13 protein-coding genes are annotated in these 14,119 nt (G+C 35.2%); 3 read left to right on the top strand and 10 right to left on the bottom strand.

Translation table 11 applies throughout. The features are described 5' to 3' along the window. Positions 1–75 precede the first annotated feature (75 nt). On the top strand, positions 76–969 hold the full coding sequence (locus tag BKK54_RS00715; RefSeq protein ID WP_077540552.1) for a LysR family transcriptional regulator: 894 nt from the start codon (positions 76–78) through the stop codon (positions 967–969). A gap of 145 nt (positions 970–1,114) precedes the next feature. Here the strand turns inward: BKK54_RS00715 and smrB are convergent, their stop codons facing one another. Continuing rightward, entirely contained in the window at positions 1,115–1,618 is a 504-nt protein-coding gene (smrB, locus tag BKK54_RS00710; RefSeq protein ID WP_077540550.1) for an endonuclease SmrB, read from the bottom strand. Positions 1,619–1,713: 95 nt separating this feature from the next. Between smrB and prmB the strand changes: the two genes are divergently transcribed. Both prmB and BKK54_RS00700 read left to right on the top strand, forming a co-directional pair. Continuing rightward, positions 1,714–2,658 (top strand): 50S ribosomal protein L3 N(5)-glutamine methyltransferase, encoded by a 945-nt coding sequence (gene prmB, locus BKK54_RS00705; protein ID WP_077540548.1) that lies wholly within the window; start codon positions 1,714–1,716, stop codon positions 2,656–2,658. 113 nt (positions 2,659–2,771) lie between these two features. Then, positions 2,772–4,886 (top strand): extracellular solute-binding protein, encoded by a 2,115-nt coding sequence (locus BKK54_RS00700; protein WP_077540546.1) that lies wholly within the window; start codon positions 2,772–2,774, stop codon positions 4,884–4,886. Between the two features lie 156 nt (positions 4,887–5,042). On the opposite strand, the gene BKK54_RS00695 is transcribed toward BKK54_RS00700, so the two are convergent. The 9 genes from BKK54_RS00695 to BKK54_RS12095 all read right to left on the bottom strand — a co-directional run bounded on the left by BKK54_RS00695 (position 5,043) and on the right by BKK54_RS12095 (position 14,048). Continuing rightward, positions 5,043–6,086, bottom strand: coding sequence for an MFS transporter (locus tag BKK54_RS00695; protein WP_244153071.1), 1,044 nt, complete (start codon positions 6,084–6,086; stop codon positions 5,043–5,045). A 33-nt stretch (positions 6,087–6,119) separates the two neighbouring features. Next, positions 6,120–7,163 carry a UDP-glucose--hexose-1-phosphate uridylyltransferase gene (locus tag BKK54_RS00690; RefSeq protein WP_077540544.1) on the bottom strand — a complete coding sequence of 348 codons (1,044 nt, stop codon included), beginning with the start codon at positions 7,161–7,163 and terminating at the stop codon, positions 6,120–6,122. Between the two features lie 72 nt (positions 7,164–7,235). Beyond that, complete coding sequence (locus BKK54_RS12110; RefSeq protein WP_279626073.1) at positions 7,236–8,024, bottom strand: MFS transporter; 789 nt, start codon at positions 8,022–8,024, stop codon at positions 7,236–7,238. Continuing rightward, the gene (locus BKK54_RS12105; protein WP_279626072.1) at positions 7,997–8,656 is read right to left on the bottom strand and encodes an MFS transporter; all 660 of its coding nucleotides are present in this window, start codon (positions 8,654–8,656) and stop codon (positions 7,997–7,999) included. Before BKK54_RS12105 ends, BKK54_RS12110 begins: the two co-directional genes overlap by 28 nt. A gap of 66 nt (positions 8,657–8,722) precedes the next feature. Continuing rightward, positions 8,723–9,508 carry a glycerophosphodiester phosphodiesterase family protein gene (locus BKK54_RS00680; protein ID WP_244153069.1) on the bottom strand — a complete coding sequence of 262 codons (786 nt, stop codon included), beginning with the start codon at positions 9,506–9,508 and terminating at the stop codon, positions 8,723–8,725. A gap of 483 nt (positions 9,509–9,991) precedes the next feature. Then, complete coding sequence (locus tag BKK54_RS00675) at positions 9,992–10,474, bottom strand: hypothetical protein (protein ID WP_077540542.1); 483 nt, start codon at positions 10,472–10,474, stop codon at positions 9,992–9,994. 28 nt (positions 10,475–10,502) lie between these two features. After that, positions 10,503–11,594, bottom strand: a complete 1,092-nt coding sequence (locus BKK54_RS00670) for an IS1595 family transposase (RefSeq protein ID WP_077540539.1) — start codon at positions 11,592–11,594, stop codon at positions 10,503–10,505. Positions 11,595–11,814: 220 nt separating this feature from the next. Next, positions 11,815–12,954 carry a restriction endonuclease subunit S gene (locus BKK54_RS12100; protein WP_208605803.1) on the bottom strand — a complete coding sequence of 380 codons (1,140 nt, stop codon included), beginning with the start codon at positions 12,952–12,954 and terminating at the stop codon, positions 11,815–11,817. 35 nt (positions 12,955–12,989) lie between these two features. After that, positions 12,990–14,048 carry an N-6 DNA methylase gene (locus BKK54_RS12095; RefSeq protein WP_208605802.1) on the bottom strand — a complete coding sequence of 353 codons (1,059 nt, stop codon included), beginning with the start codon at positions 14,046–14,048 and terminating at the stop codon, positions 12,990–12,992. Positions 14,049–14,119 lie beyond the last annotated feature (71 nt).

Below are 14,119 nucleotides of genomic sequence, written 5' to 3'. Positions count from 1 at the left end.
CATTTTGTAAAATTGGCGGTATAGTGCAAACTTACGGTAGCAAAATCAAGTTTTTTTTGAAATAAAGGGATATAAATGGACAAACTCAATGCGATTTCCATTTTTTGTAAGGTCATTGAAACCCAGAGTTTTACTCAAGCAGCATTACAACAAAATATTTCTGTCGCAATGGCAAGTAAATTGGTTTCTCAACTTGAAGAACATCTCAAAACCCGTTTGTTACAGCGTACCACAAGAAAAATTATGCCCACCGAAGCCGGTATGATGTATTACCAACGTTGCCAAGGGATTTTACAGGATTTAGATGAAGCAGATGCCAGTATTAGCAATATGACCACAAGTTTGCAAGGCAATCTTCTTATTTCTGTACCACGTGATTTTGGCTTGTTATTTATTTCCCCTAACCTACCTATGTTTATTGCGGCACATCCTAATTTACATATTGAAGTAGAATTTAATGATAAAAAGATCGATCTCCTTGCTGAAGGCTACGACCTTGCTTTACGCATTGGCTATATGCAAGATAGTTCTTTAGTGGCCCGTAAAATTAGCACCTCTACTATTCACTTTGCCGCCTCTCCCCGTTATCTTGATCAATACGGTGTTCCAAAAACACCTAATGATTTAGAACAGCATGAAGGGCTACTTTATAAAAGTACATTAAATCAGGTGAACTGGCAAAGCGTACGGCCAAATCAAACACAACGTTTTAAAATCAAATCAAAAGTTGTGAGCAATAATGGATTAGCCCTATTGGATATGGCAAAAGCAGGACTTGGGATTGTGAATTTACCCCGCTTTATTCTCGGTGATGCCTTTGAAAGTGGCGAATTAGTGGAAATTTTACCGGAATACAAACAGCAAGAATTGGAAATTCACGTGGTGTACCCAAACCGCCGACACTTACCGGCAAAAGTACGGGCATTTATTGAGTTTTTGGCGAGTTTAGGGCTGTGTTCAGAAACCTAGGATAAATGGCGTGTTAAGCGGACACACGCAGTGTGTCCCTATGGTTCAAGTTATTTTTATATTTGCTTTTAGCGAATAATACCGAAAAACGCAATCAAAATTGACCGCACTTTTTCATCAGTTTGAAACATTTTTTCGTGGTGAATTACACCTCAATTAAAATCAAAATTGCCGCCTCACCGCCCCATTCTCTCGGAGCTTGATGCAACGCACGTACTTTGGGATGTTGAACAAGCCAACGGGGAATTTGTTTTTTCAACGTAAAACTCCCGTAACCGGTCATAATGCTCGCACAATCTACACGTTCATTTTCGCAGGCAAGCAATAAAGCCGCTAATTCCATTTTTGCCTGTTCACGGGTTAAACCGTGTAAATCTAAAAATAATTCGGGAGAAAAATCCCCTCGGCGTAATCGTTTCAGTAAATGAGAATCCTCACCTTCACGAAGGTACTTTACCATACCATCATTTTCATTAAGCAGAGGTTCATATTCATCGGAAAAATAAAATAAGGTATCCTCTTTTTCACGAATATCACGCAAATGGGATTTTTTTTGACCGCTCTTTTGACGCAGAGCGATAAAAGTATCTTGTTTAATGGGCTTAATACCTTTCGTTTCAGCACGAAATAACTCAAATTCGTCTTTCATTTTTTCTCACTCATTTCAAATTTTGCGTATCATATCATAGTTATAAACCGCCTTATGTGGTATAACTACGCAAATTTTTTTATAAGGAAAATATGATGGAAACCACATATAACCAAGAATTAGTGGCAACAATTTTAGAAGATAATGTTGCTCATGAACTTTATACCATTCAAGATTTTCTCCGTTGGACATATAGCGTATTTAACCGTTCTGATATTTACTATGGGCAGGGATATGATAATGCTTGGGATGAAAGCCTTCAGCTCGTGCTTGCCGGTTTACAATTACCTATTGATCTACCGACCGAATTATTCCACAGCCGTTTAACCCCCTCAGAAAAAGAAAGCCTCGTCCAACTGGTTTTAACCCGTATCGAACAACGTGTACCGGTTGCCTACCTAACAAACAGTGCGTGGTTTTGTGGCCATGAGTTTTATGTGGATGAACGCACGATTATTCCTCGTTCGCCAATTAGCGCACTCATTCAGGATCACTTTGACGGATTAGTGAAACAATCGCCACAACACATTCTTGATCTTTGTACCGGTAGTGCTTGTATTGCAATTGCCTGTGCGTATGCTTTCCCTGAAGCGGAAGTAGATGCCGTGGATTTATCCGCTGATGCCTTAAATGTTGCAGAAATCAATATTGCCCGTCACCAATTGGAACACCGTGTCTTCCCTATTCAATCAAATTTATTTGAGAATATTCTTGGTCAAAAATACGATCTTATTGTGACAAATCCACCTTATGTAGATGAAGACGATCTTGCTGATATGCCGGAAGAATTTCACTTTGAACCTGAACTCGCTTTGGGATCAGGTAAAGACGGTTTAGACATCACCAAACAAATTCTAAAACAAGCACCTGATTATTTAACGGAAAACGGCCTATTGATTTGTGAGGTGGGAAATAGCATGGTAAGCCTAATTGAACAATATCCTGATGTGCCATTTAAATGGGTTGATCTTAAAAATGGTGGGCTGGGTGTTTTTGCGATTAATCGAGAAGATTTAGTGAGATATCACAATATTTTTTGATATTTGATAAAAGTGCGGTCGTTTTTTGAAATTAAAAAACGTACGGCATAGGAGCGTCCCTAATAAGATTTATTGAGAATAAATATCTCACTTATATTTTCTAGGATAATTTTATGATCGTGACAATAAAAGATCTTGCAAAAGAGGCGGGAGTCTCTTTGGGAACAGTTTCTAATGTTCTCAATGGGAAAAATGGGGTAAGTTTAGATAAAATAGAAAAAGTTCAACGAGCGATTGATAAATTAGGTTATCAGCGAAATATACAGGCGGTAAATTTAAAGCGTGGTATCAGTAATAAAATTGCGATTATTTTACCTAATATTATCGAGATGAAATATAGTTATTTATATGAAAACTTAAATTTAAACTTTCAAGAAGATAATTTTATTTTAGAGCTTTATCTTTCTTACAATAAAAAAGAAAAAGAAAGAGAAATAATTAAAAGAATCAAAGAGGAAAATTATCTTTTTGTTATTTCAGATTCTTGTGTAGATAATGCGAAAGAATATGGAAATCTATTAGAAAAGTGTTTATTTATTTATCGGAATATTGATGGTGGCAAGAATATTATTCGGTTCGACTATACTTCAGTAATTGATCATTACATTCAACACTGGGTGAGAGAAGATATAAAACAGGGAATTATTATTAAAGATGAATTTTCTGATTTTTCACAAGAAGATTATGCCTATTTGATGACAAAAGCAATACAGGAAAATATTAAACTAGAGTTTATCGAACAACATAAAAACAGTCATTTACTTGCTTTTGAACTCGCTCAATCAGAAAACCACTCAATGCTATTTACCACTTCGTTTGAAACGGCAAAGTTAATTCATAATGCGTACTATTTTTCAAATAAACCTTTCCCTAAAATTTATACGTTTTATCGAAATAATTTTAATAATGATACTCGCTTTAGGTTATATGGGCTAGACTACGGCTATATAAGTAAAAAAATATTAGCCTATATTAGAAAGGAAAATACAGCCATTGAACCTTTTCATTTTAGTTTTTTAGATTTTCTTCCACAAAATAGAGATCAAAATAAAAATAATATAATCAAAATTCTAGCCGTTAACACTCCCTCTATTGACGCATTAAAGAAACTTATTCCACACTTTACCAAATTAACAAATATTCAAGTACATATTGATACCTGTACGTTTGCAGATATGCCTAATGAGTTAGGAAAAAATACTCGGACAAATCAGTATGATATGGTAAGAATTGATATGGAGAGCTTGCCTTATTTTGCACAATCTTATTTATTGCCATTAGATTTTTTAACAATTGAGACATTAGAAGCTCATTTCTCAGCCAGTATTATTCAAAAATTTTGTCAATTTCAACAAAAAATCTATGCTGTTCCTTTTGATCCAAGTATTCAAATGCTTTTTTATCGCAAAGATATATTTGAAGATGCGAAAATTAAACGCTTGTTTTATGAAAAATATAATAAAGAATTAACATTACCAACAAATTTTGAACAATTTAATCTTTTATTACACTTTTTTCAATCGGGAGTTGTCGACTATCCTGAAATTAAAAAAGGTTCAGCATTAATTATTGATGATGAAGGCACACTCGCTAGCGAATTTTTTGTTAGATACTATGCTAATTTCCCTTCTATTTTTAAGAATGGAAACATTTTATTTAACCGGAAAGCCGTAGAAGAGAGCTTAAGCCAACTAAAAACCTTATATGAAAATGCTATTCGACTCGAAAAAAGCTGGTGGAAAGATGAGTCTGAACTCTTTCAACAAGGAGAAATTCCATTACTTCTTGTTTATATGAATCACTTTTCGCCTATTTCCAATCATAACTCGCTCTACCCTGTTGGATTTACTTCTGTTCCGAATCAGCGTCCATTATTGGGAGGAGGATCTTTGGCTATTTTAAAACAAACGCCAAATCAGACCGCTTGCGAATGGTTTATTAGTTGGTTTTTACAACATATTATTCAAGAACAATATAGCCAGCTAGGTGGTGTATCGGCAAGAAATGATTTAATGGATAATCAAAGTATTACGCAATCTCTACCTTGGTTAGCTTTAGCAAAACAGACGAAATTCTACGGCATTAGAGAAAATGTATTGGGTGATCAGGCTATTCACTTACGCCAGATCGAAACCATTATTGGTAAAGCAGTAAAAGATTATTTATTAAAGGATCGATCAGAAGTCGCTACCGCTGAATTTATACAGCAACAAATAGATCTTCTTTAACCATCTAATGGATTTAACATCTTTCTTTGAAAAATAGCAAAAAGATGACCGCACTTACGGAGGCTATCAGGGTTGGATACCACCAAAACGTTGCCCATTGTGTTGCAATTTCCGGCAATTTATCGTGAGTGAGCGTGTGGTTGTAAATCAATCCAATCAGAGAGAGATGAGTATTCCCAGACCATTTGAAAAAATATGGCGTAAACTTTGGGCTTGTGTGCGTATATGATTTTGTGCTTTGCTGTTCACATACATATCGCCAACGGTGAAAAAAAACGTCCAGCAAATGCCTTGCAGAACTAAACTGGTCAGAATATAGAGTAAAGGTTCTGTGGATATTGCGGACATCGCAAGCAGTAAAGAGCGCACTGCCCAAGCGATGATACCAATTAACATAATCGGTTTAAATCCCCACCGCTTAATCATTAAACTAAGAAAAAGCATTATCAGTACTTCCGATACCACACCAATTTGCATCATATTTGCTGCATTTAGCTGGAAATCTTTAAGATAAACAGGCATATAGGCGCTGTAAGCTGTTTTGCTGATCATCACTAAAAGGGTTATCATCATAAAAAGACTGAAATAACGATCTTTAAATAGCTGAAAGGCATCTAAACAAAATAAGGTTCGCCAGTTGAGAGAGGTTGTGATGGGCGGTGTATTGGGCAGACTAAAACAATAAATCCCATAAATAATCGACGCAAATGTGGCAATTTTAAAGACGACAACGTGATTAAAAATTTCGTAATAACCCATTGCTAAACCTGAGAGAATAAAACCGATATTCCCCACAACCCGAATAAACGGAAAAAGGCGGCTGTCTTCCAAATGTCGAAAAGCAATGCTGTTGGAAAGGGCAAGAGTCGGATAATAGAGTAAACCTACAGTGAAAATCAGCACGAAAAAAACAGTATGATATTGATGAGAAATTGCAAGTGCGACCTGATAAAGCACTAGACTATTCAGTAAATGTAACGTACCAAGTACTTTTTCTGCGGCAAAAAAGCGATCTGCAATCATTCCGATAAACAATGGGGAAATAATAGTAGCTAAGCCAAGTAGTGTGTAGGTTGTGCCAATACTATTTCTCATATCGTAACCCGATAATACTGCCCCCATCATCATACTCCAAGAACCCTGTACAAAATATTGCAGTAACATCATTGTCATCAATCTAATCGTAAGCATTTTTTGCATAGTACTTTATTACCCCACAGGTAGAACAAGAAATTATGCTGATTTATAATGGATATCGCTGACATTCATTAAACGTTCTGCCGCTTGTTCCGGTGTTAAATCCCGTTGTGTTTCTGCCAACATTTCATAGCCGACCATAAATTTACGCACTGTTGCAGAGCGTAATAATGGCGGATAAAAAGTGGCGTGTAATTGCCAATGATCGAGATTTTCACCATTTTGAAAAAATGGTGCATAATGCCACCCCATTGAGTAAGGAAAAGGGCATTCAAACAGATTATCGTAGCGAGTCGTAAGCTGTTTTAGAGCAAAAGCGAGATCCGTTTTTTCATTTTCAGTCAATTCTTGCATTCGGCGAATATGGCGTTTTGGCAATAACATCGTTTCATAAGGCCAAGCCGCCCAATAAGGTACAACGGCTAACCAATATTCTGTTTCCACCACGTTTCTTCTTCCCTCTTTACATTCGGCATTCACATAATCCAACAGTAAATTTGAGCCGTATTTTTGCATATAGTGATGTAAGTTTTTATCTTTACAGGCAATCTCGTTCGGTAAAAATGAATTTGCCCAAATTTGACCGTGTGGGTGAGGTTGCGAACAGCCCATCATTTCCCCTTTATTTTCAAATACTTGAACCCATAGATAGTGTTTGCCTAATGCTTCAATTTGAGTATTCCAAGTATCAATAATCCCTCGAATTTGTGTGATGGTAAGTTCTGGCAAGGTTTTATTATGATCGGGAGAATAGCAAATAACCTTCGCTAAACCTTGTACGCCCATTATTTGAAACAGAGGGTTATCAGATTGAGAGGGATTAGGGGTATCCGGCATCAATGCAGCAAAATCATTGTCGAAAACAAAAGTGCCTTGATAGTCCGGATTTTTTTCACCCGAAATACGATTATTATTGGGGCAAAGTAAACAATTAGGATCGTAAGCAGGTAAATCATTATTAGGTAACTTATCGACTTGTCCACTCCAAGGACGTTTAGCGCGATGCGGCGAAACTAAAATCCATTCATTTTTTAAAGGGTTGTAACGTCTATGAGGGTGATCGGTGAGATTGAATTTCATTGTGTATCCTTTTTACAAAAAGTGCGGTAGAAATCACCGCTTGTTTTATACAAGCGGTGAGATATTGAGCAATTATTCTTCAAGTTTAGCTACTTTTAACCCGAGTTCTTTCGCTTTTTGAATAGTTCGGATTTTACGTTCCTCAATGATTGCCACCAGGAAAAGCAATATGACAGCAATAATACAAGCAACATTAAAGACGATGAAGACATCTGTCCAACCGTGTAAATGATGACCGAAAACAGTTAAACCATCACGTTTTGGATCGGCAATTAAAGCAAGCCCGACTTTTGCTGTGGAATCGCCAAATAAGTACCCGAATGTTCCCGCTATACCATTTGCAACACTTACGCCTCTTTTTGGTGCAAGATTGATAATCGAAATAGGAATAAGAGTAAGTGTACCGAAAATCATTGCCCCTAAGCTAAATAAAGCAATGTTTACGGCCATAACACTCGTCCCATCACGGTAAAAATCAATCACAAAAAATACAATGGCTAAACAGACTGTACCCACAGCAGCGGTTCGTCCTTTAAAGAAATCGGCAATTGTGCCCCAGAAAAGGCTACCGATAAATGCCCCTGCCTCAAACCACAAAATTGTATTTACGGCATCATAGTTATTGAAATGTAATGTCTCACGCACATAGAGCGGTGCCCAGTTATCGATCCCAATGCGTAAAATATAGCCAAATACGTTGGCACAGCAAAGTACCCAAACCCAAGGGTTAGAAAGCAGATATTTTTTGAAGATTTCCCATTTTGTCATTGTTTCTGCCGCAGTATTTTCCTCTTCAATAGGCTCTTCAAAAATTTCCTCACTGCGATTCCAGCCTAATTCTTCTGGATCATCTTCCCCCAATAGAGCCCGATAATACCGATAATTAAGGCAATTACAGCAGGAAAAATAAACATACCGGCAATATTTCCGCCAAAGAATGTATTTGCCCCCCATAAGGCTATAGCACCTGCAATTGCGCCCCCTACATTGTGTGAGCTGTTCCATAGCCCCATTGCAGTTGCACGTTTGGTTCTCGGTACCCAGCGGTAAATCGTACTATAAGAAGCCGGGCCACCAGCTGATTGGAATACGCCGTTTAATCCCCAAAGCACGATAAACACACCAACGACCGAGCCAAAGAAACTTAATACTAATCCCATAGCCATCACAACAATAGACGAGGCAATGAGTAATGCTGAAATGATCTTTTTGGTATTCCTACCATCAATAAAATACCCCAGCACAGTTTTACCGATACCGTACACAATAGAAAATGCCAAACCAATGTAGCCTAATTCTAGAGTAGAAATGCCGTATTCTTCTTTTAAAAACGGCTGTGCCGCTTTAAAGTTATTACGGATCAAATACATACACATATAAGCTAAAAACACTACCATAAAGGCTTTTAAGAACTGTTTAAACCATTGGCGACGTTGCTCTGCCGTAGTTAAACCAATGGGTGGAATTTTTTTAATATCAAAGAAACTCAACATACGATGCTCCTATATAAGTCAATTATTGGTTAATGAATATTTCGCAACCTTTAACATGTTTAATATTCAAACAAGCATTACGTAAATCAATAAATCGGATTGGAAAACATTTGCTCCTGAATTGAGATAGCTTTTCCAAAGCGAATAGTCAAAACGCTCCGCAGCTCCGTCTGCATCATTTAGAGTGTTTATCCATAGGCGAACTTTATGCTTATCGGCAAGTGCGACAAGTTCGGGAGTAATGTCAGACATAAAGGTGTGCATAATCTTGAAATTTTCCCCCCACATTTGTTGGAATTTATGAAAATCGGCAACAGGGTTTCCACCTTTGGTGATCGCAAGGTTAATCGGCAGGGGTAAAATGCCTGTTTTATCCGTAACAGCTTTGAGTTTTTCAGCATTGTTGTTATAGGCTAACAAGTTGTCAGTACCAAATTCTTTGACTAACGTTGATAGCTTTTCAACATCAATTTCTTTTAAATCCAAATCAAGAAAGACCCGATCTTTTGCTACTTCAAGTGCTTCTTTTAACGTGGGGACGCGATGAATTTGCCCATCAAAACCATCGGTTAATTTCAATTGTTTAATTTGTTCTAATGTCAATTTAGAGACGAGCACTTTGCCCGCAAATTTGCCCTCTTTTTCAGCCAAATAAGGAAAAACCTCCTGTACATTCGTTGTTCTATCCAACGTTTCGTCGTGAACAAGAACATAATGTCCATCAGCAGTTAAACGTGGATCAACTTCAATAATACCTACACCACGGTTAATCGAAAGGTTGATCGCTGCAATGGAATTTTCCGGAAAAATTCGGCTCTCAACACCTGCTTGAGCACGATGCGCCACCGTCATCGGTGAGAAGGGATAAGTTTCAAAATTCTCAAGAATTTTCTTTGTTGCATTATCTGCAAAACTTGTAGACGAAAGAGCTAATAATAAACTTGTCGCTAAGGTTCTAGCATAGGGAATGTTGACCGCTCTTTTTTATTGGAAAATTAAAAATTATATTATTAAATCATAAATATTTACTCCCCCCATCGTTCTAACATATTTATCTCTATACTTTTTATCATTTTGTAAAATTTTGTGATCTTTCTCTCATTATTGAAAATTTACATTTTGAAACGTTTCATTATTGATTTATTATTGAATTTGAAACGTTTCAAATGTATAAAATTTTTTATAGGAGAATCACTATGAAATATGAATTTCCGGTATTATGTAGCAGTTGCACAAAGACCGAAAATTTAAACAAAACCATACAAAAATGCCCTTATTTCGATAAGGGCATTATTTTTAATAAATGTATTTTACAGAATTCTACTTATTTTTCCATTACTCACTTTTCCGTTTTCTTCTAAACAGTCTTTCTCGTTGCTCCTCTAGCAACATGTGTTCCATCATTGTAGGATAAGCCTGTTCGCAGAGAGTAACGTATTCAGGTTGGGTGAGGTGTTCTCTAATTTTAGTCGGGCAACGTAGATAGATTTTATCTTCTGCAAAACTACTAATAATAGAAAGCATCTGATAAGGCTTCCCATCTTCAGTTTCATAGACTTCATCGGTAAATTGCATTTCAAATATCGCCACGACTACCTGATTATTAGCGATTTCATAGGCTCCATAAAATATCAATGGATTACGGGGTAAAGTACTGACTTCTTTCGCAAGGTCTCGCAAATTGTGATAGAACAACAGATAGGCATCATCTTTTACATTTGAATACATCTGAGCCAGTTCTCGCATAAAAGTTTTGAAGGTTTCATAGTCCATCTTTTTTAAATCCACATTAAGTGGCGTGTGTGTCATAGTTTCCATCATTGTTCCTTATGTTGTTTTAAATTATTTAGGCTACGGCTAAATATTGGTTATCGTTTGAGGCTTCCAAACATAAACTTTCCAATCCGAATTTTGCCGCAGGTTTCTTATTTCCCTGCCAGTAGCCAGTTAAATCTCGTGAAGGTCTAGCTTTCAAACAGCGTTTTAGTACGTTGTCGAATTTGTCTTTATCTGACTGGTAACGAAAATCCTCACGCCATGCGGTTTCATTCGCATAGTGCATCATGTAATTATTTCCCATCTTATGATACACACTCATAATCATTCTTCTAAATCTTGCAAAGAAGGATTCTGCTAGGTTGTTGGTGGTGCCGTCAATCGAGCAATATTCTTGCGAATGATTTACGCGACATAAGTCATAGTGAAATGCCAAGCCATCATAAGCAGGATTTTCATCAGCACAAATTGTAGATTTTTGTGCGACTAAGCGATGTGTTAAAGCAAACATATCATCAGCATTTTCCTCTTTAACTAACGCAACGAGTGTGCGGTCGGCTCCTTTTATTATTTCCTGATTTGCAGCTTGTTGACGGAAAACCATAACACAGGATTTGTCTTTACGTTGGTGGCATCTCTTACGTCTATCAATTCGCTTATGTTTAAAATTTTTTGGGCGAAGGTAGTTATTCACATAACAACCATCAATATGAATAATGCCCGTGAGTGGTGTGTAATCTTGCGTTTTTTCAACTGCTTCACGGAATTTATGTAGTAATGCCCATGACGTTTTATATTGCACGCCAATATGACGAGATAAGTTAAGAGCAGAAATCCCTTTACTATTGATAGTGAAATAATAAACCGATAACAGTAGCTTTTTTAGGGAAAGTTTAGTGTGCTGAAAAATCGTACCACTTTTTACAGAAAAACGATGTTGGCAATGCTTGCACTGCCATTGCTTACGAGAAGAAATAAAATAGGCTTTATGCTCAATCTGGCAACGAGGACATTGAACAGTATGAAAACAATGAGAATTTCCCCAACGAGCATTTTTAAGAAGAATAAGTATTTCGGTATCAGATAAATCGTAAATAGCGAACGCAGAGAGGTTGCGAAGTGCAGAAAGTAAAAGCGGTGATGTTTTTTTGTTATTTTTCATTTTTTTCGTTCAACGTGCATAATCAACTTTCAACTTATTGTTTTGTAGCCAATAAATCATGTTTCTCTTGCTAAATTGGTTGAACGAATTAAATATGAAAAAAAGCAAACGAGAAGATTTGCTCAAAAGTGGGTGGCATTTTAGATCAAAGTTTGATCGATTTGCAAGAAGAAAAAAGCAACCTCTTTCGAGATTGCTTATGTGTATAGAAAGTTATTCTTTATAAGATAGATAAAATATCATTATTCATTTTATATTTTATTTGTTTTAACTCATCCATTGCTTTCTTATATTTTTCCATATGTGATATAACATAGGAATTTTGAATATCGATAGGGATATATTCAATAAGATATTCGGATAAAGATATCTTATCTATTGTTAATTTTGATGTTCCATCAGCTAGGTTAGATACGATAGTTTCTCTTGAAAAGTAAATATTATAAAATTCCATATTTATAGGATACTTTTCATTATTCTTTGATGTTAGGATATAGCAAAGGTTGCTTGCAATAAATTTTCCATTAATATAATGAGTTCTACCTAACGATCCACCTGCTTTTGCTGCATAAACAATAGCTTCACAATCATGAGTATATTCATCATGTTTTTTCCATTCTTCCGATGCGGTTATAAAATCAAATTCACCACTATCATTAGCATCACTACTAGCTAAATTACCATCATTAACATAAAAAAGATCACTTAATTTAAGTAGTGGATAGGTGCTGTTTCGTTCATTTTGGTATCCATTTGGATTCAATATATTTTTTTCATATATTTTTCTTTTTTCGCATAATCCTTTTGTTTCCTTGAAATCACTTATATGATCTAAAATTTCACTCTCAATATCATTCCAACGGTTATTCTTATCTATTCTACCTTTATGTTGGATACTTACAAATCCATCATCAGCTAAGTTATAAAATAAGACATTATCATTTTCATGATGTGGTGTTTTTGTAAAGCCAAAGATAGATGTATTAACAGTTCTCTTTTGTTCTGAAAAAAGATTCATTGGCATTTTTATTACAAAATCAAGTTTTGCTATCTTTAGAATATCTTTTAATAATCCATCCTTATTCTTATTTAAAGTTGGGGTAGGCATTATTATAATAAGTTTTCCGTTTTGTTCGATAAACTTTAAAGCTTGTAATGTAAATTTTATTGATTGATTTTTCTCATAAGGAGGGTTAATAATACATTTAGTAGGCTTTAAACTTTTAATATAATCAAAAAGCACAGAATCATAATTATTCGCGACTTGGCTATTATTATCTAACAAACTAGATCTGAATAATAAATTAGATCTACCATCGCCATGTAAAAACATATTTGAGCAAGCAAGCGAAAATAACACAGAGTCAAGTTCAAATCCTATAAGTTGCTTTTCTTTTATATTTTATCATCATTATCTTGGGCTAAGTTAATTAGCTTTTCCATTGCTTCCATTAAGAAGCCACCTGTTCCCATACAAGTATCAATTATTACATCATCAACATTCAGTCTAGCTAATTTTATCATTAGTTCTTTAATATGATCTGGGGTGAGAATAATATTTTTACTTTCTGCACTTCCAGCTCTTGAAAGAAAAATTTTATAAGCTTTTCCTAAAAGATCTTGTTTTTCATCTAATAGATATGATGCATATATTTTACTTTCTATTTTCTTAATTATATTCTTATACTCTGTTAATCCAAAATCAATATTTTTAATAAAAGAAAACTTATCCTCCCAACTGTATTCCTTAGATAAAGAATTTATTTTTGATTCTAATTGTATGTTTATAGCTTTAACAATCGCAGCATTTAAGTGATGAGCTTGTAATAGAGTTACCTTTATTTTAGCACATTCTTCTTTTGATGGTTTTTGTATCGATTTATATGTATTTCTAAATGTGGGATTAGTTAGAGCAATCATTAATCCAGAAAAGAATAAACTTCTTTCTGTTTCTCTAATGTTTCCAGCGTGGAATGTTTCATTTAAGGACTTAATTACTGTAATAAGCTCATCATCAGTTATAACCTCACCATATTTATGTTTTATAAATTTTTTATGAAGTGAATCTATACTTATTAAAGAATCTTTTACTTTTAATGTGAATATTTCATTCTTATTATAAAGCTTATAAAAATAAGTTACTTTTAACTGTTCTATTGATTGACCTGAAATTGCAATGCCAATAATATCTACATCAATGTTGTTTTCCAGCATATAGAACTTAACTTCATTTTCTGCATCAGAGTGTTTCGTAGATTTAGCTTCAACGACAATGCAATATTCATCTAAATCTTTAAAAAAATCAGGATAACCTACTTCCCCAGTATTATTCTTGGATTTAAATCCATATTCATTTGGAATTGCAGATTTTTCAATAAAATTTTCTTTAGAATAAAATTCTCTAAATATATTTTCAGTGATAGATTCGCTTACTTTTGTACTGCTTCTAGACATTAACAACCTCCCAAAATAAATTTGCAAGGTTGATATTTAGATAATAAGCTATTTGTAGGCTTGTAGGCTTG

Source organism: Rodentibacter genomosp. 1 (assembly GCF_001999285.1).
Taxonomy (GTDB): domain Bacteria; phylum Pseudomonadota; class Gammaproteobacteria; order Enterobacterales; family Pasteurellaceae; genus Rodentibacter.
The sequence above is the reverse complement of the archived record's forward strand: the minus strand, read 5'-3'. Positions and strand labels throughout refer to the sequence as shown.